This window comes from Rubrobacter marinus (assembly GCF_011492965.1).
GTDB classification, from domain to species: Bacteria; Actinomycetota; Rubrobacteria; order Rubrobacterales; family Rubrobacteraceae; genus Rubrobacter_F; species Rubrobacter_F marinus.
In genome coordinates this window covers 1,967,109-1,986,487 of sequence record NZ_CP045121.1, presented here as the reverse complement: position 1 = coordinate 1,986,487, position 19,379 = coordinate 1,967,109, and the positions used below count along the sequence as shown (strand labels likewise).

Sequence of the window (19,379 nt, the reverse complement as noted above, 5' to 3'; positions counted from 1 at the left end):
CCTTTACGCCCCTAGGCCGATTCGTCGTAGGAGTACTTCGCCTTCCCCGACGCGGTGACGAGGGTCGGCTGCACCCCCTGGCGCACCGTGTCGGCGTCCACGACGCACTTCGTCACGTCGGAGCGGCTCGGCAGCTCGTACATCGTCGGCAGGAGCGCGGTCTCGAGGATGCTCCTCAAGCCCCGGGCCCCGGTGCCCCGCTCCAGCGCGAGCTCCGCGACCGCCTTCATCGCGTCGTCGGTGAAGGTCAGGTCGACCTTGTCGTAGCGGAAAAACTGGCGGTACTGGCGCACCAGCGCGTTCTTCGGCTCGGTGAGGATGCGGATCAGGTCGGCCTCGTCGAGCGTGCGCAGCGTCGAGATGATCGGCAGCCGCCCGACAAACTCGGGGATGAGGCCGTACTTGAGGAGGTCCTCGGGCTGGGCGTTGCTGAGGATCTTGCTGTCCTCTTCTTCGAGACGGCGATCCACCTCGCCCCGAAGCCGATGCTCCGCTTGCCGATCCTCTGGCGGATCACGTCTTCCAGGCCCCGAACGCGCCGCCGCAGATGAACAGCACGTTTTTGGTGTCGATCTGCAGGAAGTCCTGGTGCGGGTGCTTGCGGCCCCCTGCGGCGGGACGCTCGCGACCGTGCCCTCCAGGATCTTCAGGAGCGCCTGCTGCACCCCCTCGCCGGAGACGTCGCGCGTGATCGACGGGTTGTCCGACTTGCGCGCGATCTTATCGATCTCGTCGATGTAGATGATCCCGGTCTCGGCCTTCTTCACGTCGAAGTCCGCCGCCTGGATGAGCTTCAGCAGGATGTTCTCGACGTCCTCGCCGACGTAGCCGGCCTCCGTGAGGGCCGTGGCGTCGGCGATGGCGAACGGGACGTTCAGGATCTTGGCGAGCGTCTGGGCGAGCAGGGTCTTGCCGCTGCCGGTCGGCCCGACGAGCAGGATGTTCGACTTCTGCAGCTCCGTGCCGTCCGTCGTGTCCACGCCCATGCTGATCCGCTTGTAGTGGTTGTAGACGGCGACGGCGAGGACCTTCTTCGCGTCCTCCTGGCCGATCACGTACTCGTTGAGGATGCGGTTGATCTCACGGGGCTTGGGGAGGTCGTCGTCCTTGAGGATCTCCGGTCCCGAGAACTCCTCGTCGATGATCTCGTTGCAGAGCTCTATGCACTCGTCGCAGATGTAGACGCCGGGGCCGGCTATGAGCTTCCTGACCTGGCGCTGGCTCTTCCCGCAGAAAGAGCACTGCAGCTGGTCCGATGGGTCCCTCATACGTTTAGGCCCTCCCCCTGTACGTTGCCGCTACGGCTTTACCCGGCGTCTTCATCCGCTAGTCGCTTCGTCCCTAGTGCTGCTGGACGATGTTGTCGATAACGCCGTACTCGATGGACTCTTCGGCCCCGAGGATGTAGTCGCGATCGGTGTCGCGCTCGATCTTCTCGTACGGCTGGCCGGTGTTCTCGGCCAGGATCTCGTTCAGGCGGCGCTTCGTCCTGATGAGCTCCTCGGCGTGGATCTGCACGTCGGACGCCTGCCCGGCGAGACCGCCGATGCTCGGCTGGTGCAGCAGCACCCGCGTGTTCGGCAGCGCGTTCCGCTTGCCCTTCGTCCCGGCCGCGAGCAGGAAGGCGCCCATCGAGGCGGCCATCCCCAGCGCCGTGGTCACGATGTCCGGCTTCACGAAGCGCATCGTGTCGTAGATCGCCAGCCCCGCCGTGACGCTGCCGCCCGGGGAGTTGATGTAAATGTTGATGTCCTGGTCCGGGTCCTCGCTCTCGAGGTGCAGAAGCTGCGCCATGATCGCGTTCGCCACCTGGTCGTCCACCGGGGTGCCGAGGAAGATGATCCTGTCCTTCAGCAACCTGGAGTAGATGTCCATCGCCCGCTCCCCCCGCGGGCTCTGCTCGATTACGTAGGGGATCACGTTGTTTATGTCGTAACTCATGCTGCTATTCCTTTCCTTCGCTGGTCTCGGACGAGCCGCTCTCGCCCGCTTCGACCGTAGCCTCGACCCGGGCCTCGCCGGCCTCGGGCTCCGACGCCTCCGTACCGGAGATCTCTTCCCCGCCCTCGTCGGCCTCGGAAACCTCTTCCTCTTCGGGCATCGGCACGGCGACCGCGTTCTCGACGAGGAAGTCGAGGGCGCGGGAGCGGGCGATCTCCTCTTCGAGAAGCGCGTACGTCCCGTTGCGGCGCATCGTCTTCTCGATCTCCTTGGGCTTGCGCCCGGCGTCTTCTGCGATGTGCTCGATCTGGTGCGAGACCTCGTGCTCGTCGGCCCCTATGCCCTCGGCCGCCGCGACGGCGTCGAGCACGAGCTCCTTCTTGACGGTGTCGGCCGCGTCCTCGCGGACGCGCTCCTTGACCTCGTCCTTGTTGGCGCCGGCGAGCTGGTAGTACTGCTCGGGCTCGATGCCCTGCGACCGGATGCTCCGCTCGAACGAGGCGACCATCTCGTCGGCCTTCTCCTCGACCATCACGTCCGGCACCGCGACCTCTGCGCCCCTGGTGACCTCGTCGAGCACCCGGCCCCGGAACTCGCCCTCGACGCGCTGGTTCGCCGTCTCCTCGAGCTGGCCCCTCACGGCGCCGCGGAGCTCGTCGAGCGTCTCGAACTCGCTCGCCTCCTTGGCGAGGTCATCGTCCAGCGGCGGAAGGTCGCGCTCCTTGATCTCCTTGAGGTGAACGTTGAACAGCACGGACTGCCCGCGCAGCGACTCCTCGCCGTAGTCCATCGGGAAGGTGACGGCGAACTTCTTGCGCTCGTCGGCGTTCATCCCGACGAGCTCCTTCTCGAAGTCCGGGAGCAGCTCGCCGCCCCCGATCTCCAGCATGTAGTCCTCGGCCTGACCGCCTTCGAGCGGCCCGCCCGTGAGCTTCTCGCCGTTGAAGTCGATGATCACGTAGTCGCCCTGCTGCGCCGGACGGCCCTCGACCGCCGCGAGCGTGGCGAACTGGCCGCGAAGCTCCTCGAGCTGCGCCTCGACCTGATCGTCCGGGACCTCGACCTCGCGCCGGGGCACCTCGAGGCCCTTGTACGGGCCGAGCGTCGCCTCCGGACGAACCTCGACCGTGGCGGAGAACTTGAAGCCCTCCTTCTCGTCGAGCCCCTCGTCGAAGTGGATCTCCGGCCGGTCTATCGGCCTGAGGTTGTTCTCGACGACCGCCTCGGAGTACCAGGTCGGCAGCCCGTCCTGGAGCGCCTCCATGTAGATGTAGTCGCGCCCGACGTGGTTCTCGATGATCCTGCGTGGAGCCTTGCCCGGCCTGAAGCCCGGAACCCGCACCTGATTGCCGAGCTCGCGGACCTTCGCGTCGACGCCCTTCTTGACGGCCTCCGGGGAGACCTCGACATCGAGCTTTACCTTGTTGTCCTCGAGCTTAGTTACGTTCGCCGTCATACACCCCAACTCTTCTCGACCATCTCCTGCGGTACGGGCGCCACCATCGGCGTAGTGCGAGAGGCGGGACTTGAACCCGCACGCCCGAGGGCACTAGATCCTAAATCTAGCGTGTCTACCATTCCACCACTCTCGCTCGCCTCAAACCTGGCGGGATTATAACAGTCGCCCCGCTCCCCTCGGCCCTGTACGCTAAGGGCGCAAGCCGCGTGGGGACCGGCCGCAACGACGAAATCCCGCCGACGGACCGCGCCAACGGGGACTTATCGAAGAGGGTGACCGACGGGGCTCGAACCCGCGACCTTCGGGACCACAACCCGATGCTCTGCCAACTGAGCTACGATCACCAGGCAACTACGAGATTCTACCAGCCCGCCCTCTACTGCAAAACCCCCGGGACCGGGAGCGAAACAAGGCCGCGCGGCGAGGGTTCCAGAGCCCTCGCCGCGCTCGCGGGCGGTCTAGCCCTTCGAGATCTGGTAGCCCGCCTTGTCGAAGAACGCGTAACGCTTGATGACCGGCGTCTCCTGGTAGCAGCCGCCGCCCTTCTGGCAGACGGTGAAGCCGCCCTTGCGGGAGCTGAGGTGCGCGCCGTAGTCGTTGCCCTTGTACGTGTAGTAGAAGTCGCGCTTGCGGAGGATGCCGTCGTACGTCCAGCCGCTGTCCTCGCCGATCTCGGTCACGCCCGCCGTGACCGCCGGCCTGGAGAGGTAGGTGATCTGGGAGTAGTTCCAGCAGGACCTCTGGCTCACGTAGAAGTAGGCCAGCAACTGTCCGCGCGCGTTCCTGTAGTTCACCTTGCCGCCGATGCTCTTGCACTCCGACGCGGCCTGCGCGGCCCGGTCGCTGGTCTGGGCGGAGCTTGTGGTATCGCCCCACACCGCGATGGCCAGGCCTAGCATCAGAACAACCCCGGCCAGGACCCGAGAAGCTTCTTCGGGCTGCTCCACGCAACCCCCGAAGCCCCGAGCCCCCCGCCCGAAGCCTCTACCCGATCTCCGGCACGCATCCTCATCCCTTCCTCCCCTGCTTCCGGCCCGAACCGAGCTAACTTACGCACGAAGGGATCTCGGCGTGTTGGCACCCGGGCACCACCCTGGACACGACGGAGTTTCTCACACAAGAACTCAATAAACATCCTACAAAAGTAGTATTTTCTAACTTTTCTCGACGCAGCGTCCGAGCCGGAGGGAGCCGGAGCGTGGTGCCACGGCCCCCGTAGCGGGGCTTATCCACGGCCGCTTCCGCCTACGTTTCTATGCTGATGGTCTTCAAGCCCGTGAGGCGGCCGTCCGCGGCGCCGACGAAGTAGATGCCGACCTCCGGACCGCCGTCCTCGCAACGGTAGACGGCCAGGTCCTCGCCGAGCGCGTGGCGGAAGGTCTTCCCGAGCTTGCGGAAGCCGCGGGCGCTGCGCACCTGGCCCTCGTCCATCCACGGCTCGACCTCGCTGAGTCGAGCCAGGGTCTCGTCGAAGTCCTGGCGGGTCGTGCCGGCACGGGGGCATCCCGACATCACGCCGAACGACTCGGCGTCCGGCAACTCGTCCACACCGGCGTAGGACACGAGGTACCAGGCGGAGTCGGCCTCGGAGGAGGGCATCTGCAAGCCCTCGGCCGCCTCCAACAGGCGCTCTCCGGTCCCGTCTTCCTGGGCGGTCGCTCCTTCGGTGGGCAAAGCGCAGGCGAGCAGCGTCGCGACGGCGAGCAGGGCTATCTTTCTCATGGTGTCTCCCTACCGGTGGGTGGACGAGCGTCGCGGCGTTTCGAGCTCGAAGGTATAGATCCGACTTCGAGCGAGGACGCTTCGGCTCGCGTTATCTCGTGCATGCCAAGAGCGTAAGGAGTGGATCCGGGCAGAGCATCCTACCTCGGGGATGATTCTTACCGGGTGCCACCCGGCCCGGGCGTCCGGCGCCTACGGCAGACCGTCCGGGTACCCGCAGGTCTGACCCTGGCGGTTCGCTGCCGCCCTCGCGTGCGGCCTTGGTCCTCCCTGGCTGTCGGAGAAGACTTCCCATCAAGATCTCGCCCGCAACGATGTTCCCGCTCCGGCTCTTCGCGTCACCCGTTGCCGCGATCGGCGGAAGTTTGCACCCTGAATGGACCAGGTGCGTTCTTGCCGGTGCGGCAGGGATAGCCTCCGGTGTAGATGCCCCTCTTCGGAGACTCGGTCGGTCCTCTTGTTGGGCGCGGGTCGAGCGAGTAGCCTGGTTCCCGCGCGGGTACCTAGCTTGGACGCGCTTCCCGGTCGACGGGCAGAGAGGCGCCATCCGTAGCGGTGGGACGGCGCAGTGGTAGGGATTCAGCGGGACCGGTAACGCATCCGGGGAATACGGGATGCCTGGCCGGGATCGACCTCGTGGAGAAGGAAAACGGAGGGTAGTTGTTATGTCCGAGGAGATGGTGTCGCGCGGGTACGAGCAGAGGACGGACGCGGAGCACGCTTACCCCCGGGATCTCGCCGCGTTCGTGACGGCGCGGTGGGCGGAGGCGTCGGGCGCTTCGGACCCTCGCGCCCCCGTCTCCCATCGCGCCCCCGTCGATCCTCTGCCCCGGATCGCCGTGCTGGAAAAGGTACTTTCGACCTGTTTCCAGGCGAGCCTCCTCCGCGAGGAGGACCAGCCCGTCCTTTTCCGCCTCGCGCTCGGTTCGCCGGAGGTGTTTCCTCCGGAGGGTGGGCCCCCGGACGGTCTGCAGCCCCTCGAGTTTCCGGAGCCCCGTACCTTCGACGAGCAGGAGCTGCGCCGGCTCTCCCCCGCCACCGATTACCCTCGCTCCATCGTGGGGGTCAGGCACGACGGGGAGGAGGGCCTGAGGATCTGGGGGCTCCTGCACTCCGGTCCCCGCTGGCTGCGGGACCGCCAGGGCGGGCGGGTCACCTCCGCGCCGCTCCCGCCCCTGGCGGTCGTGCACGTGACGGGGCCGGGGCGCATCGAGGTACGGAAGGGCTCGGAGATCGTCGGCAAGCTGGAGAACGGCGTCCTCTCGGACGCTTCGATGGACGTCTTCGAATCCGGCTGGATGCCGGCCGTGTTCGCGGCGGAGAGGGCGGAGCTGATGAACCTGCACTCGCAGGCCCGCGAACGGGCCTACGAGCGCGACGGCGAGCGGTGGGCGTCGCTCGACCCGGACCTTGCGCGCAGGATCAGCAGACAGATGTTCAAGCGGCTGGTCTCGACCGTGCAGAACTTCGGGCGCGGGGGGACGGTGATCTTCGTGCCCCCGGAGCGGACCGAGGAGTTCTCCACCTCGAACCGCTACGTCGCCCTTAAGTACAGGATCTCCGACGGCAAGCCGCGGAGGCGCTTCCGCACTCTTATCGTGGAGATCATGAACCGCCTGGCGCAGGCGCACTGCACGAGCGACGCGTCCCAGCCCCCGCGAAAGATCGGCTGGCGGGAATACCAGGAGACCAACGACGAGGGGATCGCGACCCTCGAGGAGGCGGTCCTCGAGGTGGCGCACCTCGTCGCCGCCCTCGCCACGACGGACGGCGCGGTGGTGATGACCAAGCGCTACGAGCTGCTCGGGTTCGGCGGCGAGATCTCTGGCAAGCTCTCCAGCGTGGAGACCGTCCACAGAGCGCTCGACATCGAGGGGAACGTGGTGCAGGAGGAGCCGACGGAGATCGTGGGCACCCGCCACCGCTCCGCCTACCGCCTCTGCAAGGAGCTGCCCGACGCCCTGGCGGTCGTCGTCTCCAAGGACGGCAACGTACGGTTCGTCCGCCGCCACGGCGACGGCGTCACCTACTGGGATCAGGGCTGACAAGCATCCGTCGCCCTACCCCCGCCGGTAGGCTGACCGAACGTCCCCGAACGCGGTAGGACCGGGGAACCGTACGTCCGCTCGACGGGGAAACGACCCGAAGAGCTCCGGGAGCACGAACGCCCGCGGTAGAAGACCCGACATGCCGTCTTTGCGACTCGCGGGATCGGGGTAAGCATGGCCGGGCGCGGGAGTTCGAACACCGTCCGGGCGCGATCGGGCGGCTCGGTGTGGTCGCGGCGGGTTTCGGGGCGCGGCTTCACGGGATGGCGGCAGGTTCGTTGAGCGGAAGGGAGCTGGCATGGCGCAGGAGAGCGTGCGAGGACGGGTAGTGGTCGTTACGGGGGCCTCGAGCGGGAACGGGAAGGCCATGTCCCTCGCGCTTGCGGACAGGGGGGCGCGCCTCGTGCTCGCGGCCCGGCGGGTCGAGCTTTTGGAGGCGACGGCCCGGGAGGTCGAGGACCGGGGCGGGGAGGCGCTGGTGGTCCCCTGCGACGTGACCGTGAGGGAGCAGGTAGAGGGGGTCGCGCGCGCCGCCGAGGAGCGGTGGGGCCGGATCGACGCCTGGATCAACAACGCCGGCGTTATCGCCTGGTCGCTCTTCGAGGACACCACCGAGGAGGAGTTCCGCCGCATCCTCGAAGTGAACCTTATGGGCTGCGTGTACGGGGCGTGGGCCGCTCTGCCCGCCATGCGCCGCCAGGGCTCGGGCGTCATCGTCAACATCGCCAGCCTGGCCTCGCTGGTCGCGCTCCCCGTCGGATCGGCCTACTCGGTGAGCAAGGCGGGGGTCTTCGCCCTCGGGGACTCTCTCAGGAGGGAGTTGAAGGGGAGCGGCATCCGCGTCTGCCAGGTGATGCCGGTCGGCGTAAACACCGCGGGCTTCTTCCACCAGCGCACCCGCGGCTTCAGGCTCTCCAAGAGGGTCGCCCCCTTCCTGCAGGACCCCGAGACGGTGGCGAAGGCCGTCGTCCGTTGCCTGGAGAAGCCGGGAACGAGAAACATACCGCTGGGCATTCAGGGCAAGGCCGCCTTCGTCTTCGGTGCCCTCGCCCCGCGCCTCGTCGACCTCTTCGGGGGCCTCGTCGCCCGAGGGGTCCAGAAGGGGGACGCGTAACCTCCCCCATGGACAACCTCTTCGAGCCCTCGGCGGCGGGGCACGACATCAGGGGGAAAGGGGAACGCTCCGACGAGGACCCCACGCCGCACCTGCCCCGGCGCGAGGGCCGATAGAGCGTCTTTACCCTGCGTCCGACCGGCGCGGCGTCGCGCGCGCAGGGTTCGTCTCCGCTAGAGGCGCCCCCGTCCGCGGCGATCACACGCTCCGTCCCACCGGGGTCTCGCCAGTAACCACGTAGCGCTTGCGGAACCCGCGATCGCTCGCGATGACCTTCCCATACTCCTCTTCTCGACTCGCCCCGACCCCGTCGAGCTCCCCGCGCGAGATCCCGACCCCCCGAACGACGTCCCCACCGGTGGCAACCCTCGCAGCCCCTGATCCCGCGGCGAGCCCCGGATAACGGCCGCATGCCGTCGAGACCCGACGCAGCGAGCACCGACGCTAGCAACTTTCTTGACTAGCAACATCGCTTGTGGTATTCGTTTCTTATATAAGAACGCGTTGCTTTATGCGCAACAGAACCTGGCGAAAGTATGGGGTCGGGGCGCGGGTTATCCGGTGGTCGCCCCGATCGGATTCACGGGGAGAGAGCGGTGGAAGCGAGAGCCGACGTCGTGATCGTGGGCGCAGGGATCGTGGGCTGTGCGGTGGCGGAGCACCTCACGCGGATGGGGTGGCGGGACGTGGTTGTTCTGGACCAGGGCCCGCTGTTCACCACCGGTGGGTCGACGAGCCACGCCCCCGGGCTCGTCTTTCAGACCAACCCCTCGAAGACGATGTCGGCGTTCGCCTGCTACGGGGTGCGGCGCTACGGTAGTTTGCGGTCGGAGGGGCGGCCGTGTTTCCGGCAGGTCGGGAGCATCGAGGTCGCGGCGACCCCGGCGCGTTGGCGCGACCTCGAGCGCAAGCACGGGCTGGCTTCCTCGTGGGGCATCCCGTCCGCGCTGCTGACGGCGCGGGAATGCGTCGAGAAGGTGCCGCTGCTCGATGGCGGCAGGATCCTGGGCGGTTACTACGTGCCCTCGGACGGCATCGCGAGAGCCGTGTGGGCGTGCGAGGCCCTGTCGCGCGAGGCCCGCTCGCGAGGGGCGGTTTTCCACGGCGAGACCGAGGTGACGGGGATAGACGTCGAGGGTGGGCGCGTCCGGTCGGTCGAGACCTCCGCCGGACGGATCGAGACCGGTCTCGTCGTCAGCTGCGCCGGGATGTGGGGGCCGCGCCTCGGAAGGATGGCGGGGGTCTCCATCCCGCTGGTGCCGATGCAGCACCAGTACGCGCGGACCGGGCCGCTCGCGGAGCTAGCAGGGGAGACGGAAGAGGCCGTACATCCGATCCTGCGCCACCAGGACGCCTCCATGTACTTTCGGCAGGTCGGGGAGCGCTATGGAGTCGGCTCTTACGGGCACCGGACGATGCCCGTCTCGCCCGAGGATATCCCGCGTCACGGGGAGGTCGCGGGGATGCCCTCCGTCATGCCGTTCACGCCGGAGGACTTCGAGGGAGCGTGGCGGGACGCGGTGGAGCTCCTGCCCGCCCTCGGAGACGCCGGGATAGAAGAGGGGATCAACGGCCTCTTCTCGTTCACGCCGGACGGGTTGCCCCTGCTGGGCGAGACGCGGGAGGTGGGCGGTCTCTGGGTGGCGGAGGCGGTCTGGGTGACGCACGGCCCCGGCGTAGGGAGGGTCGTGGCCGAGTGGATCGCTCGTGGTGTGCCGAGCATCGACCTGCGCGAGTGCGACGTCAACCGCTTCGAGGCCTTCGCCCGGAGCCCCGCTTACGTGCGGGTACGGAGCGACCGGGCCTTCCGGGAGGTCTACGACATCATCCACCCCCAGCAGCCCATCGAGAGACCCAGGCCGCTGCGCACCAGCCCCTTCTACGCGCGCCAGGGGGAGCTCGGGGCCTACTTCCTCGAAGCCTCCGGGTGGGAGCGCCCCCAGTGGTTCGGGGCGAACGAGCGGCTCGTGGAGGGCCGGGACATCCCCCACCCCGACGACTGGGCGGGGCGCTACTGGTCGCCCATCGTCGGCGCCGAGCACGGGGTCACCCGGGAGCGGGTAGCCCTCTACGACATGACGCCGCTGAAGAAGGTCGAGGTCACGGGACCGGGGGCGCTCGCGTTCCTCCAGGGGCTGAACACGAACGAGCTCGACAAGCCGGTCGGCACGGTCACGTACACGCTGATGCTCGACGAGGAGGCCGGGGTCAGGAGCGACGTCACCGTGGCCCGCCTCGGCGAGGAGCACTTCCAGGTCGGCTGCAACGGGGTGCGCGACCTCGCGTGGATGGAGGGGCACCTGCCCAAGGGCGGGACGGTGCGGGTACGGGACATCACCGCGGGGACGTGCTGCGTCGGGGTGTGGGGGCCGATGGCGCGGGAGCTCGTGCAGTCGTTGAGCGAGGACGACCTCTCGAACGAGTCGTTCGGGTTCTTCCGGGCGCGCGGGATCCACGTCGGAGAAGTCCCGGTCGTGGCGCTGCGCCTCTCCTACGTCGGGGAGCTCGGGTGGGAGCTGTACGCCTCCGCCGACATGGGCCTGAGGTTGTGGGACCTCTTGTGGCGGGCGGGCCGGCCCCTGGGCGCCATCGCCGCCGGGCGCGGGGCCTTCAACGGGCTGCGGTTGGAGAAGGGCTACAGGATGTGGGGCACGGACGTGACGAGCGAACACGACCCCTACGAGGCGGGTCTGGGCTTCGCGGTCAAGCCGGAGAAGGGCGAGTTCGTCGGCCGCGAGGCGCTCGAGAGGCGGAGGGCCGAGGGGCCGAGGCGCAAGCTGGCCTGCCTCGTTCTGGAGGACCCGAGGGTGATGGTCCTCGGCAATGAGCCGGTCTTTAGCGGCGACGCGGCGGTCGGGTACGTGACGAGCGCCGCGTACGGCCACACCGTCGGGCAGAGCATCGCCTACGCTTGGCTGCCGCCCGAGCTCGCCGAGGAGGGCACGTGGCTCGACATCGGCTACTTCGGGGAGCGTTACGCGGCCACCGTCGCCGACGAGCCGCTCTTCGACCCCGCGATGAAGCGGATGAGGAGCTAGGAGGGAGGGGCGCGATGCACTAGGCGAGGGGTTTCGTAGCGGAGCCGGCCCGGCGGACCGGCGAGGAGATCCGGAAGGAGAAGCTTCATGACCCAGACGGCGACGACGTCCCCGGCGGACCTCGTACGCGAGGCGCCGAAGGTACTGCTGTACACCAGGATCCGGCGGGGGCCGTACTTCTACGCCTCGCGCAAGCACGGCGTCGAGATGTACAGCGTCTACAACCACCAGTACCACCCGCGCCACTACGGAGATCCCGTGCAGGAGTACTGGGACCTCCTCAACGGCGTCACGCTCTGGGACGTCGGGGTGGAGCGGCAGGTCGAGATCACCGGCCCCGACGCCTTCGCCTTCACGAACATGCTCGTCCCGCGCGACCTGAACAAGTGCGCCGTAGGGCAGTGCAAGTACGTCTTCGTCACCGCCGAGGACGGCGGCATCGTGAACGACCCGGTGCTCCTGCGCCTCGGCGAGAACCACTTCTGGCTCTCGTTGGCCGACAGCGACGTCCTCCTGTGGGCCCGCGCCCTCGCCTACAACTCCGGCATGAACGTCCGGATCCGCGAGCCCGACGTCGGGCCGGTGCAGGTGCAGGGGCCGAAGTCCAAGGAGGTGATGGTGGACCTCTTCGGCGAGGGCATCCTGGACGTCCCCTACTACTTCCTCGCCCACGAACAGCTCGACGGGATGGACGTGATCGTCTCGCGCACCGGCTACACCTCGGAGCTCGGGTACGAGATCTACCTGAAGGACGCCTACCGGAACGGGCAGAAACTTTGGGACGCGGTGCTCGCGGCCGGGGAGCCGCACGGCCTCAAGGTCATCGGACCGTGCCACATCCGCCGCATAGAAGGCGGCATCCTCGCTCACGGGTGCGACATGACGATCGAGACGAACCCGTACGAGGTGGACTACGGCTACGAGTGGATGGTGGACCTCGAGCAGGAGGCCGACTTCGTCGGCAAGGAGGCCCTCAAGCGCATAAAGGAAGAGGGCGTGAGGCGCAAGCTCGTCGGGGTGGAGATCGGGGGCGAGCCTCTGGGCTCGTACAACGACGGCTCCATGATCGACTACTTCCCCGTCCACGACGGAGACCGGCACGTGGGCCGGGTAACCTCGGCCTGCTTCTCGCCGCGCCTGGAGAAGAACATCGGCTACGCGATGGTGCCGATCGAGTACGTCGAGTACGGGACCGAGCTTACGGTCGAGACTCCCCACGGACGGCAGCGCGCGGTCGTCGTCCGGCGGCCGTTCGTGGACCCGCAGAAGGAGATCCCGAAGACCGACCCGAAAAAGACGCTCTCCCAGGGGTGACGAGGGACGAGGGCCGGCGGTGATCGGGGAACACGAAGAGGCCTCGGACGAGAGGCGCGAAGGGTACGGAGCGGCCCCGCTCCGGGGGCTGGAGCACCCGCGCTACGAGCTCGTCCCCGTCGAGGGCGCGCGCGAGCAGGCCATCTATCTCCCCGCAGGCGCGGAGGTCTCCGTCACCTGCTCGCCGACCCTGGGGATCGGGAGCACCATCGCGCTCGCCGAGGAGCTTCTCGCGCGGGGCTTCCCCGTCGTGCCGCACCTGGCTGCGCGCCTGATCGAGGACGAGACCCGCTTGAAGGCGGTGCTCGGGAGGCTGGAGGAACGCGGCCTGAAGGATGTTTTCGTCGTCGGGGGCGACTCCAAGGTCCCCGCCGGGCCGTACGCGAGCGGGCTCACGCTCCTGAGGGCCATGTCGCGGCTCGGGGCCGGGATCGAGCGGGTAGGCGTCCCCGCCTACCCGGAGGGACACCCGCTCGTCGCGGAGGAGGAGTTGACGCGGGCGCTGCTGGCGAAGCAGCCCTTCGCGTCCTACGCGGTCACCCAGATCTGCTTCGAGCCGGAGACGGTCCTCGGCTGGCTCGCCCGCGCCCGCGAAGGTGGCCTGAAGCTCCCCGTCTACGTCGGGGTTCCGGGGGTCGTGGACCGGAAGAAGCTGCTCCGGATCTCGCTCAAGATCGGCCTCGGCGACTCGATGAGGTTCCTCAAGAAGCAGACCGGCCTCGTCGGGCGCTTGCTCCGGCCGCGCGGCTACAGCCCGGACGCCCTGATCGAGGGCCTCTCGCCGTACGTCGGGGACCCCGATTACGGCATCCGCGGGTTCCACGTCAACACCTTCAACCACGTGGAGGAGACGGAGAGGTGGCGAAGGGGGAGGCTCGGCTCCACGGCCGACGGAGGGGTGTTCGAAGGGGTCCGGCGCGCCGCTCCCGCGCCGATGCAAGGCAAGGAGTAGTTTCGGATGGTGTACCCGACCACGATGCCGGACGACCTCGGGATCGCCCGGAAGGCGACGTTGAAGCCCATCCCGGAGATCGCCGCCGGGATGGGCATCGGTCCTCACCTCCTGGAGCCTTACGGCGGCTCCGTCGCCAAGGTGAGGCTGGAGGCGATCGAGGAGCTTGCGGAGCGGCCCAGGGCGAAGTACGTGCTCGTCTCGGCGATCACGCCGACGCCTCTGGGGGAAGGCAAGACTACGGCGGCGGTCGGCCTCGGCCAGGCGTTCGAGCACATCGGCAGGCGGGCGACGGTCACGGTGCGCCAGCCCTCGATGGGCCCGACGTTCGGGATCAAGGGCGGGGCCGCGGGCGGCGGCTACAGCCAGGTCGTGCCGATGGAGATGCTCAACCTGCACCTCACCGGCGACACGCACGCGGTGACGGCGGCGACGAACCTGCTCGCCGCCATGATCGACAACCACATCCACCAGAACGACGACTTCTTCCACGTCGACCGCCACAGCGTCACCTGGCGGCGAGTGTTGGACGTCAACGACAGGTCCTTACGCAACATCATCACGGGTCTCGGTTCGCGCACCGACGGCGTCCCGCGCGAGACCGGCTTCGACATCACCGCGGCCTCCGAGGTCATGGCGGTCCTCGCGCTCTCGACCTCCTTGAAGAACATGCGCGAGCGGCTGGGGCGGATCGTGATCGGCAGGAGCACCACCGGGGAGCCCATCACGGCGGAGGACCTCAAGGCCGCCGGGGCCATGGCCGTCATCATGCGCGAGGCGGTAAAGCCGAACCTGATGCAGACCCTGGAGAACACCCCGGTCCTCGTCCACGCCGGCCCCTTCGGCAACATCGCCCACGGCAACTCCTCCGTGGTGGCCGACCTTATCGGCATCCGCGCCGGCGACTTTCTCGTTACAGAGGCGGGCTTCGGCGCGGACATGGGGGCCGAGCGCTTCTTCAACATAAAGTGCCGAACCTCGGGGCTTACGCCCGACGCCGCGGTGCTCGTCGCCACGGTGCGCGCCCTCAAGGCCCACTCGGGCCGCTACGAGGTGGTCGCGGGTCGCCCCCTGCCACCCGAGATGCTCCAGGAGAACCCGGCGACGTGTACGCGGGGGCGGAGAACCTGCGCAAGCAGATCGAGAACATCCTCGTCCACGGCGTCTCGCCGGTCGTGGCCGTCAACGCCTTCCCCACCGACCACCCCTCAGAGCAAGAGGCGATCCGCGAGGTCGCGGAGAGCCTGGGGGTGCGCGTCGCCGTCTGCAACCACTTCTCGGAGGGCGGCAAGGGCGCCGTCGAGCTGGCCGAGGCGGTCGCCGAGGCGTGCGAGGAGCCGACCGCCTTCCGGCCGCTCTACCCAGATTCTGCGAGCCTGCGGCAGAAGATCCACGCGATCGCGACCGTGATCTACGGCGCCGGGGCGGTGGAGTACGACCTCGCGGCCTCCCGCCAGCTCGACTCCTTCGAGAAGGGCGGCCTGGGCAATCTCCCGGTCTGCATCGCGAAGACGCACCTCTCGATCTCCTCGGACCCGGCCCTCGTGGGGGCGCCCGCCGGCTGGACCCTCCCGGTGCGGGAGGTGCGCGCCTCGGTCGGCGCGGGCTTCATCTACGTGCTCTGCGGCGACGTGCGCACCATGCCCGGCCTCAGCCCCGTCCCCGCCGCCACGCGCATAGACCTGGACGAGCACGGCGAGATCGTGGGCCTCTCGTGAACGCGGAGGACCCGACGCCGGACTACCCGAAACTTCCGCTCGAACGGTTCCTCGACCTCACGGCCTCCCGCGAGCCGGCCCCCGCCGGAGGCTCCGCCGCGGCCGTGACCGTGGCGCTCGCCGCCGCGCTAACGGGCATGGCCGCCCGCTTCTCGGACGACCACCTCGCGGAGGCCGACGAGCTCGCCGCCCGCGCGGACTTCCTCGGGGAGGAGGCGTCCGGGCTCGCGCGCGCCGACGCCGCGGCCTACGCGCGCGTCCTGGAGGCACGCCGTTCCCCCAGAGATCCGGAACTGCGTCGGAGGCGCGTCGGGGAGGCGCTGTCGGAGGCCGCCGGCGTGCCGCTCGCCGTGGCCGAAGCCGGGGCCGAGATCGCCGGGCTGGCCGCGAGGCTCGCGCGGGAGGGCAACCCCAACCTCAGGGGCGACGCGGTCTGCGCCGCCTTGTTGGCCGAGGCGGGAACGAGGGCCGCGGTCACGCTGGCAAAGATCAACCTCTCCGCCGCCGGCCTCTACGATGGATGCGTCGAGCGCGCCGGAGAGCTCGCCCGGACCGCCGCCGCGCACGCACTCGGGGCAGAGGAGAGGGCCGACGTTGCGAACGTCCTGCAAGGACGAGATCGATCGACGCGCCCCCCTTCCCGGGAGGGCCGGCGACAAGGAGGTAGGAGATGACGGAGAGGAGGACCCCGCTCTACGACTTTCACCTGCGCTCGGCGCGGGATCTCGTCAAGGGCGGAGGCGACTACGTGTTCCCGACGTCGTACACCTCGCCCGTGGAGGAGCACCTCAACGTCCGAAGGCACGTCGGGGCGCAGGACCTCTCCACGATGGGCGAGGTGGACGTAAAGGGTCCGGGGGCCGAGAGGCTCGTGAGGCGGCTGCTCGTCAACGAGGTGGCCGACATGGAGCCCGGCCAGTTGCGCTACTCGACGATGTGCAACGAGGAGGGCGGCATCGTCGACGACGTCACCGTCTACAAGTTCGACGACGAGCACTTCATGGTGGTCACGAGCTCCGGGCCGCGCCTGAAGACGTACCGCTGGATCTCCGATCACGCCGCCGGCGCCAGCGCCTACGTCACCGACGTGACCGCCGCCGTCGCCCTGCCCGTCGTGCAGGGGCCGCGCTCGCGGGAGTTTCTCGAGACCGTGGTCGAAGGGGCGGACCTCGACGCCCTCCGTTTCTTCCGGTTCGCGCCGGGCTGCATCGGGGAGGTGGAGCTCCTGATCTCGCGCTCCGGCTACACCGGCGAGCTCGGCTACGAGCTCTACACCCCCGCCGACCAGGCCTCCGTCCTCTGGGAGCACCTCCTGAAGAGAGGCCGGGAGTTCAACCTCAAGCCCTACGGCGTGGCGGCCATGCAATCTTTGCGCATCGAGAAGGCCCTCCCGCTGTACGGACCCGACATCGACGAGCGCCACACCCCCTTCCACGCGGGGCTGGGACGCTGGATCCGCTTCGACAAGCGCGACTTCGTCGGCCGCGAGGCCCTGCTGCGGGCCCGCTACCGCGGCCTGGACGAGCGCTGGGTTGGCCTGACCCTGGAGAGCGAGGCGCCCGCATCCTCCGGAGACGCGGTCTACGCCGTCGCCGACGAGGCGACGTTCAGGGAGATCGTGGAGACCGGAGCCGAGGCCGGCGCGTACGAAGACCGCCTGAAACCCGCCGAACACCGCATCGGGCGCGTCACGTCCAGCGCCGTGGGGCCCTCCGTCGGCGAGACGCTCGCGATGGCCTACGTCGAGACCGCCCACTCCTGGCCGGGCAACTCCCTCATTGTGGAGACCGCGGGACGGTTCGTACCGGCGAGGATCGCCCACACGCCGTTCTTCGACCCGGAGAACGCCCGCGTGCGGGCGGAGCCCCCGGAGGAGCGGCGCCCGGAGGCTCCGGCGCGCAGGGACGGCGCCCGGCCCAACGTCCCGGCGAGGCATTCCCCCAACGGGAACACTTGATGGGCGTCTCGTACTCGGGGCGCTTCGACGTCATCGTCGTCGGCGTCGGCGGCATGGGGAGCGCGACCGCCTATCACCTCGCGCGCAGGGGGAGGCGCGTGCTCGGCCTGGAGCGGTTCGGCATCCCGCACGCGATGGGCTCCTCGCACGGCCACACCCGCATCATCCGCATGGCCTACTACGAGGATCCCTCGTACGTCCCGCTCATCGTCCGTGCCTACGAGCTGTGGCGCGAGCTGCAGAGAACCGCCGGGGAGAAGCTCCTGTACACCACCGGCTCCATAGACGCCGGGCCGCCCGAGAGCTGGGTCTTCAAGGGGTCCTGGGACTCCTGCAAGCTCCACGACCTGCCGCACGAGGTGCTGACCGGCGCCGAGGTGCGCCGCCGCTACCCCGGCTACCGCCTCCCCCCCGAGACGGCGGCACTCGTCCAGCCCGACGGCGGGTTTCTCGTGCCCGAACGGTGCATCGTCTCGTACGCGACCGCGGCGCAGGCCCTCGGCGCCGAGTTCCACGCCCACGAGCGGGTGCTGGAGTGGGAGCCCCTGCACGGCGGGGTGCGCGTCCGAACCGGGCGGGGGACCTACGAGGCCGACAAGATGGTCGTGACCGCGGGCGCCTGGGACGGCCAGCTTCTCGGTTTTCTAGGAGGGCTCGCCGTCCCCGAGCGCCAGGTTCTCGCCTGGCTGCAGCCCCTACGCCCCGAGCGCTTCCGCCTCGACAACTTCCCCGTCTTCAACCTCCTCGTGGAAGAGGGCCGCTACTACGGCTTCCCGGTCTTCGGGGTCCCCGGTTTCAAGTTCGGCAAGTACCACCACCTCGAGGAGGCGACCGACCCCGAGACCGTGGACCGGGAGGTCCACGACCGCGACGAGAATCTGCTCAGGGCCTTCGCCGAGCGGTACTTCCCGGAGGGGGCGGGCCCGACGATGAACCTGCAGACCTGCATGTTCACCAACACCCCCGACCACCACTTCGTCATGGACCTGCACCCGGAGTACGAGCAGGTCTCTTTCGCGTCGCCCTGCTCCGGGCACGGCTTCAAGTTCGCGAGCGTCGTCGGCGAGATCATGGCCGACCTCGCCGAGAAGGGGACGACCCGCCACCCCATAAGCCCGTTCCGGCTGGAGCGCCTCCTGCGGCCCGGGGCCCGCCGTGCGCCCGGGCCCGACGCGGGGCGTGACGGGGCGGTGCGCCCCTTCCCCAGGGCGGGGGCGGTGAGCCCCCCCTGGTAGGGGCGGGCCCGTACCTCGTCCGGGCCGCGCGCCGCGAGGTGTGGGAGTACAAGCATGAACGATGTAGAATGCTCGGCCATGGAAGCCACGGATCGCAAGGGAGGCGGCGTCCAGTCGGTCGACCGGGCGATCACCGTGCTCGAGTTTCTCGCCAACCGGGGATGGTCCAGGGTGACCGAGGTGGCGAACGAGCTGAACATCCACAAGTCCACCGCCTACCGGCTGCTCACCACGCTGCGCGACCGTGGGATGGTCGAGCAGAGCGCGGTGACGGAGAAGTACCGCCTGGGTTTCGGCCTGGTGCTGCTCGCGAGCGCGGTGACCGCCGACCTCGACGTCGTCCGGTGCGCCCGCCCGATCTGCGAGCGCCTCAGCGAGCAGACGCGCGAGACGGTCACCGTGGCGATGCTGGAGGGCGACGACGCCGTCATCATCCACCAGACCATCTCCAGGTCCTCCGCCCTGAGCGCCGATTGGACCGGGGTACACACCCCGCTGCACGCCACGGCCTCCGGCAAGCTCTTCCTGGTCCACATGCCCGAGGACCAGCGCCGGCGCATCCTGAGGAGGCCGCTGGAGCGCTTCACGGAGCACACCGTGGTCGACCCGGCCAACCTCGAGGACAAGCTGAGAGAGGTCCTGCGCGACGACTACGCCTTCACCGTCGAGGAGCTCGAGATCGGCCTGAGCGCGGCCGGGGCGCCCATACGGGACGCCAACGGCTCGGTCGTCGCCGCCGTCTCCGTCTCGGGCCCGTCCTTCCGGCTGCCGGTCGAGTCCGCGGAGGAGGTCGTCGCCCCGGTGCGGGAAGCGGCCGCCGAGATCTCCCAGTGCCTCGGGTTCCGTAGCCGGGGCGAGAGCCCGGCCCGCTGAGCACCCGG

The 19,379-nt window shown here is 68.9% G+C and carries 14 protein-coding genes, 2 tRNA genes and 1 pseudogene; 10 read left to right on the top strand and 7 right to left on the bottom strand.

The annotated features are described in order from the left end of the window. Positions 1 to 11: 11 nt before the first annotated feature. From clpX to GBA65_RS10095, 7 genes are all read right to left on the bottom strand, one after another. On the bottom strand, positions 12 to 1,268 hold the full coding sequence (gene clpX, locus GBA65_RS10125) for an ATP-dependent Clp protease ATP-binding subunit ClpX (protein ID WP_228281825.1): 1,257 nt from the start codon (positions 1,266 to 1,268) through the stop codon (positions 12 to 14). Between the two features lie 73 nt (positions 1,269 to 1,341). Further along, on the bottom strand, positions 1,342 to 1,941 hold the full coding sequence (locus GBA65_RS10120) for an ATP-dependent Clp protease proteolytic subunit (RefSeq protein WP_166396458.1): 600 nt from the start codon (positions 1,939 to 1,941) through the stop codon (positions 1,342 to 1,344). A gap of 4 nt (positions 1,942 to 1,945) precedes the next feature. After that, positions 1,946 to 3,397 carry a trigger factor gene (tig, locus tag GBA65_RS10115; RefSeq protein WP_166396457.1) on the bottom strand — a complete coding sequence of 484 codons (1,452 nt, stop codon included), beginning with the start codon at positions 3,395 to 3,397 and terminating at the stop codon, positions 1,946 to 1,948. A 55-nt stretch (positions 3,398 to 3,452) separates the two neighbouring features. Beyond that, positions 3,453 to 3,533: transfer RNA gene (locus GBA65_RS10110), tRNA-Leu, on the bottom strand. 138 nt (positions 3,534 to 3,671) lie between these two features. After that, a tRNA-His gene (locus tag GBA65_RS10105) sits at positions 3,672 to 3,744 on the bottom strand. Between the two features lie 114 nt (positions 3,745 to 3,858). Then, entirely contained in the window at positions 3,859 to 4,347 is a 489-nt protein-coding gene (locus tag GBA65_RS10100; RefSeq protein WP_166396456.1) for a hypothetical protein, read from the bottom strand. Positions 4,348 to 4,645: 298 nt separating this feature from the next. Further along, entirely contained in the window at positions 4,646 to 5,122 is a 477-nt protein-coding gene (locus GBA65_RS10095; protein ID WP_166396455.1) for a nuclease A inhibitor family protein, read from the bottom strand. Between the two features lie 665 nt (positions 5,123 to 5,787). Here GBA65_RS10095 and GBA65_RS10090 point away from each other — a divergent pair. From GBA65_RS10090 to GBA65_RS10045, 10 genes and pseudogenes are all read left to right on the top strand, one after another. Then, positions 5,788 to 7,167, top strand: coding sequence for a putative sensor domain DACNV-containing protein (locus GBA65_RS10090; RefSeq protein ID WP_166396454.1), 1,380 nt, complete (start codon positions 5,788 to 5,790; stop codon positions 7,165 to 7,167). A 301-nt stretch (positions 7,168 to 7,468) separates the two neighbouring features. Further along, complete coding sequence (locus GBA65_RS10085) at positions 7,469 to 8,284, top strand: SDR family NAD(P)-dependent oxidoreductase (RefSeq protein ID WP_166396453.1); 816 nt, start codon at positions 7,469 to 7,471, stop codon at positions 8,282 to 8,284. Positions 8,285 to 8,880: 596 nt separating this feature from the next. Next, positions 8,881 to 11,322, top strand: coding sequence for a GcvT family protein (locus GBA65_RS10080; RefSeq protein WP_207956293.1), 2,442 nt, complete (start codon positions 8,881 to 8,883; stop codon positions 11,320 to 11,322). Between the two features lie 87 nt (positions 11,323 to 11,409). Beyond that, on the top strand, positions 11,410 to 12,636 hold the full coding sequence (locus GBA65_RS10075; protein WP_166396451.1) for a glycine cleavage T C-terminal barrel domain-containing protein: 1,227 nt from the start codon (positions 11,410 to 11,412) through the stop codon (positions 12,634 to 12,636). A gap of 19 nt (positions 12,637 to 12,655) precedes the next feature. Further along, complete coding sequence (locus GBA65_RS10070; RefSeq protein WP_207956292.1) at positions 12,656 to 13,588, top strand: methylenetetrahydrofolate reductase; 933 nt, start codon at positions 12,656 to 12,658, stop codon at positions 13,586 to 13,588. Between the two features lie 6 nt (positions 13,589 to 13,594). Further along, positions 13,595 to 15,306 (top strand): annotated as a pseudogene (locus tag GBA65_RS26340) (formate--tetrahydrofolate ligase). After that, positions 15,303 to 15,980 carry a cyclodeaminase/cyclohydrolase family protein gene (locus GBA65_RS10060; protein ID WP_166396450.1) on the top strand — a complete coding sequence of 226 codons (678 nt, stop codon included), beginning with the start codon at positions 15,303 to 15,305 and terminating at the stop codon, positions 15,978 to 15,980. The pseudogene GBA65_RS26340 and the gene GBA65_RS10060 overlap by 4 nt, the downstream one beginning before the upstream one ends. Then, positions 15,977 to 17,263, top strand: a complete 1,287-nt coding sequence (locus tag GBA65_RS10055; protein WP_166396449.1) for an aminomethyltransferase family protein — start codon at positions 15,977 to 15,979, stop codon at positions 17,261 to 17,263. Before GBA65_RS10060 ends, GBA65_RS10055 begins: the two co-directional genes overlap by 4 nt. After that, entirely contained in the window at positions 17,263 to 18,498 is a 1,236-nt protein-coding gene (gene solA / locus GBA65_RS10050) for an N-methyl-L-tryptophan oxidase (protein ID WP_166396448.1), read from the top strand. Before GBA65_RS10055 ends, solA begins: the two co-directional genes overlap by 1 nt. Positions 18,499 to 18,576: 78 nt before the next feature. After that, positions 18,577 to 19,371, top strand: a complete 795-nt coding sequence (locus GBA65_RS10045) for an IclR family transcriptional regulator (RefSeq protein WP_228281824.1) — start codon at positions 18,577 to 18,579, stop codon at positions 19,369 to 19,371. Positions 19,372 to 19,379: the final 8 nt, after the last annotated feature.

Excerpts from the sequence above, each read along its gene's own strand:
- clpX (WP_228281825.1), bottom strand. The coding sequence starts at position 1,268 with ATGAGGGACCCATCGGACCAGCTGCAGTGCTCTTTCTGCGGGAAGAGC.
- GBA65_RS10120 (WP_166396458.1), bottom strand. The coding sequence starts at position 1,941 with ATGAGTTACGACATAAACAACGTGATCCCCTACGTAATCGAGCAGAGC.
- tig (WP_166396457.1), bottom strand. The coding sequence starts at position 3,397 with ATGACGGCGAACGTAACTAAGCTCGAGGACAACAAGGTAAAGCTCGAT.
- GBA65_RS10095 (WP_166396455.1), bottom strand. The coding sequence starts at position 5,122 with ATGAGAAAGATAGCCCTGCTCGCCGTCGCGACGCTGCTCGCCTGCGCT.
- GBA65_RS10090 (WP_166396454.1), top strand. The coding sequence starts at position 5,788 with ATGTCCGAGGAGATGGTGTCGCGCGGGTACGAGCAGAGGACGGACGCG.
- GBA65_RS10085 (WP_166396453.1), top strand. The coding sequence starts at position 7,469 with ATGGCGCAGGAGAGCGTGCGAGGACGGGTAGTGGTCGTTACGGGGGCC.
- GBA65_RS10075 (WP_166396451.1), top strand. The coding sequence starts at position 11,410 with ATGACCCAGACGGCGACGACGTCCCCGGCGGACCTCGTACGCGAGGCG.
- GBA65_RS10055 (WP_166396449.1), top strand. The coding sequence starts at position 15,977 with ATGACGGAGAGGAGGACCCCGCTCTACGACTTTCACCTGCGCTCGGCG.
- solA (WP_166396448.1), top strand. The coding sequence starts at position 17,263 with ATGGGCGTCTCGTACTCGGGGCGCTTCGACGTCATCGTCGTCGGCGTC.
- GBA65_RS10045 (WP_228281824.1), top strand. The coding sequence starts at position 18,577 with ATGGAAGCCACGGATCGCAAGGGAGGCGGCGTCCAGTCGGTCGACCGG.